This window comes from Streptomyces phyllanthi (assembly GCF_009377205.1).
GTDB classification, from domain to species: Bacteria; Actinomycetota; Actinomycetes; order Streptomycetales; family Streptomycetaceae; genus Streptomyces; species Streptomyces phyllanthi.
Genome location: NZ_VJZE01000652.1, coordinates 1 through 3,878 on the forward strand (window position 1 = coordinate 1; position 3,878 = coordinate 3,878).

Below are 3,878 nucleotides of genomic sequence, written 5' to 3' on the forward strand. Positions count from 1 at the left end.
CGCGTGGAGGGGCCGCCGTCCCGCACGCGCGCGGGGGCACTGTTTTCTCCCTCTTCCACCCCTGCGTCCCCGTCGGCACCCTCTGCTGAGCGCCGCGCCTCGGGCGCGCCCTCTCCGGGGCTGCCCTCTCCAGGACTGCCCTCTTCAAGCCTGTCCTCTTCGAGCCTGTCCTCTTCGGGAGCGCCCTTCGTGGGACTTCCCTCTATGGCGAGCCCGCTTTCCGAGGCGCCCTCGGCAGGGAGGGCGTTTGCGGACCCCTCGCCCTTGGTGGCCGGCCTGGAAGCACTCTCCCCGGCCCGCACACCCTCTCCAGCCCGCGCGCTCTCTGCGGCGCTCTTGGAAGCCTTCTTGGAAACCTTGCCCACCCCTTCCCCTGCTCCGGCCCTCTTCCCGGTTCTCTCCCCGGAGCCCTCACCCCCCGTGTGATCGGCGTGATCCGTGCGGTCAGTGACGGCAGTCACCGCTGTCACCTCTCCTTCTGCAGTACGGACAGCGCGGCGATGAGTTCGGCCTGGGGCTCGGGGTGTACGTCGAGGGCGTCCAACGGGGCGAGACGGCGCTCACGCTCGGCGTGCAGCGCCTTGTCGAGGTACTCGGTCAGCAGCCGCCCGCCCCTGTCGCGCAGCCGGAGGGCACCGTGCGGGCCGACCCGCTCGGCGAGTCCCTCCGCCGCGGACCGCGCCCGGCGCCCTCCCAGGAGCGTGGTCGCCACGAGCGCGGCCACGACCTCGGCGTCCGGGGCGACGCTCCGGTCGAGGACGCGCGCTTCTTCCTCCGCGTACTCCTCCAGGACGCGCCGCCAGCGTCGTACGGTCATCCCGACACGGTGCTCGGCACTGTCCATCGCGCGGTCGCGGCCGGTCAGGCCCGGCGCTCGGGCGGCCGGTTCGCGCCGCCAGGCCTCGTCGATACGCTCGTCGGCGGCCGTGACCGCGCACAGGAGCAGCGCGCAGAGGCTCTCGACGAGGGCGTCGAGGAGTTCCCCCGCGGTGCAGTCGAGTGGGTAGCTGCGCCAGCGCTTGAGCGCGTCCCCGGCGAGCACCGCACCGGTCTGCAGGCGCTTCTTCACGCGCGTGTGCTCGCTGTCGTAGGCGGCGTCGACGGCAGCGGTGAGCCGCAGCGCGGCTGCGTACTGGGCGGCGGCCGCGCCGGCCAGTTCGGGCATGCGGGTCCTGAGCGAGTCGAGCACCCCGTGCGCCGTACGGGCCATCGCCTGGTGCCGGGCAGCCGGATCGGTCACCTGGTGGATGAGCCAGGCGCGCAGGGGAGCGACGGCGGTGGCCGGCAGCAGACCGCCGCCCCAGGCGGACTCGGGCAGCTCCGGCACGGTGAAGCGGGGCGCCTCGCCGAGCCCCGCCTTGGTCAGCAGCGCCCCGTACTGCCGTGAGACCTCGGACACGACCTGATGGGGCACCCGGTCGAGAACGGTGACGAGCGTCGCCCTGTGCTCCTTGGCGGTACGCAGCAGATGCCACGGCACGGCGTCGGCGTACCGGGCGGCCGTGGTGACCATGATCCAGATGTCGGCGGCGGAGATGAGTTCGGCGGCCAGGGTGCGGTTCTCGGCGACGAGGGAGTCGATGTCGGGCGCGTCGAGCAGGGCGAGGCCTTGTGGGAGGGTGTCGACGGTCTCGATCCGCAGCACCCGCTCCTCCTCCCCGCCGGTGAGGAAGCGATCGTCCCCCAGCACCTGGGGCACCCACTCGCGCGTGAGATTGGGCAGCACCCGCATCCCGCTGAACCAGTGGTGGTCGTCGGGGTGGCACACCAGCACGGGGTCGCGGGTGGTGGGGCGCAGCACCCCCGCCTCGCTCACGCGTCGTCCCACCAGCGAGTTGACGAGAGTCGACTTGCCGGCCCCCGTGGACCCGCCCACCACGGCCAGCAAGGGCGCTTCGGGCTCCCTCAGGCGGGGCACCAGGTAGTCGTCGAGCTGTGCGAGCAGTTCGTCGCGGTTGGCACGCGCGCGTGGGGCCCCGGCAATGGGCAGTGGAAAGCGCACGGCGGCGACACGGTCGCGCAGGGCGGAGAGTGCGTCGAGCAGCTGAGGCCGTACGTCCAAGGTCACCACATGCGAAGAATGCCCAATTTTACGGCCATTCGGAAGCATATGAGCATGCCAGCGCGCCGACAGAACACAAGGGACGGAAGGGACTACTGGGGCACAGGCATAACGAGTGCACAACACCCGATGCGCCGAGCGCTAAAAGCGGTGCACGATTCGTACCTGCCTGCGATTATCAGGACCGCTTCACCGAACCTCCACATTGAGCCACGGAGGCGAAGCAACAGGGACAAGGAGCTGGGAGCCCTATCCTTGTCCCCGGCAACGTCACGGATCAGCCCACACCCGGGCACCACGACACAGGCCACCACACCCGGCCCCCGTAGCTCAGTGGATAGAGCAGGCGCCTTCTAAGCGCTTGGCCGCAGGTTCGAGTCCTGCCGGGGGCGCAAACACCCTCTCACCTGCGCGTTCAGGGAGAGGGTTCTTTCATCCCCACTCGGCACGGCGGTATGTGGCCAAGCGCTTCGGCAGCGGAGACCGCGGGATGCGCGGGGCTCGGTGGCCGAAACACTTCGGCCAGGGAAGCGATCTCACCGGGGCGGCGTCTCGGGGCGGCCCGTGACGGCATTCGGCATTCGGAGCCGCGCCTCCGCATTCGGACCCGCCCCTCCGCATTGGGACGCGCCCCCTCCGCCACCGCCGAGACACACATCGCCGAGACACACATCAAGGAAGTGCATATCGGGATGAATGTCCATCCGGGTTGAAGGGATGACGAATATCACATCATCCTTACCGCCATGTCTGTCGCCTCCCCCGCTCTCGGTCTGTCCGGCCTGCGCGACTACGCCTTCGACTGGGCGCTGGTCGATGTGGAGACCTCCGGCCTGTCGGCACGCCGGGACCGGGTGCTGTCCATCGCCGTGGTGACGCTCGGGCCGGACGGCGAGCAGACGGCGGAGTTCTCCACGCTGCTGAATCCCGGCTGCGATCCCGGGCCGGTGCATGTGCACGGTCTGACGGCCGAGCGGCTGCGCGGGGCCCCGGCCTTCGGCCAGGTCGCGGGGCGGATCGGGGCCATGCTCCAGGACCGGGTGCTGGTCGCGCACAACGCCCAGTTCGACTACGACTTCCTGGCGCACGAGTTCGCCCGGGCTCAGCTCCCGCTCCCGGTGGCCCGGCGGCTGTGCACCCTCGCGCTGAACCGGCGTGTCGATCCGCCCACCGAGGATCTGAAACTGGCCACGCTGGCAGCCCACTACGGCGTACCGCAGCTGAAGGCGCACGACGCGCTGGACGACACCCGCGTCCTGGCCGGGGTACTGCGCGCCTCGCTGCGGGAGGCGGCGCGGCTCGATCTGCCGCTGCCGCTGGTGGCCTGCCCACCACGGCAGGACCCGCGGTTCACGCCGAAGCCGCCCAGGACCGCGTGCGGCTTCCGCAATCCCGGACGGCCGGCCCCCGGCGGTCCGCTGGTGCAGGGCATGAAGATCGCCATCACCGGACAGACCGCCACCCCGCGCACGGAACTGGCCGGCCGGGCCGTCGCCGCCGGGCTGAACGTGATGGGCTCCGTCAGCCGGCACACCAGCGCCTTGGTCACCAACGACTCGGCATCGGGATCCGCCAAGGCCCGGCGCGCCCTGGCCGAGGGCGTCCCGGTCATCGACGAGCCCACCTTCCTGCGGCTGCTGGACGACGTACGCCCCGGCGCACCGCACGAGCCGACCGCCGCCGCTCCTCGTGCCTCCACGACAAGCGCCCCGGTGAGCACCGCGGCAAGCGCCGCGGCCGGGACCGTACGGTCATCCGCCCCCAGCGCCGCACAGCCGTCCGTCCCCAGCCCCGTACGGCCGTCAGCCCCCGACAC

2 protein-coding genes, 1 tRNA gene and 1 pseudogene are annotated in these 3,878 nt (G+C 71.5%); 2 read left to right on the forward strand and 2 right to left on the reverse strand.

Features of this window, described 5'->3' with window-relative positions:
- Both FNH04_RS48335 and FNH04_RS42825 read right to left on the reverse strand, forming a co-directional pair.
- Positions 1-461 (reverse strand): annotated as a pseudogene (locus FNH04_RS48335) (hypothetical protein); the annotation flags it as partial.
- A gap of 5 nt (positions 462-466) precedes the next feature.
- Complete coding sequence (locus FNH04_RS42825; RefSeq protein WP_322725495.1) at positions 467-2,071, reverse strand: dynamin family protein; 1,605 nt, start codon at positions 2,069-2,071, stop codon at positions 467-469.
- A gap of 310 nt (positions 2,072-2,381) precedes the next feature.
- On the opposite strand from FNH04_RS42825, the gene FNH04_RS42830 reads away from it, so the two are divergent.
- Positions 2,382-2,454: transfer RNA gene (locus FNH04_RS42830), tRNA-Arg, on the forward strand.
- Positions 2,455-2,808: 354 nt separating this feature from the next.
- Positions 2,809-3,878 (forward strand): exonuclease domain-containing protein (locus tag FNH04_RS42835; RefSeq protein ID WP_265581835.1); only part of this gene is annotated, 1,070 nt, incomplete at its 3' end.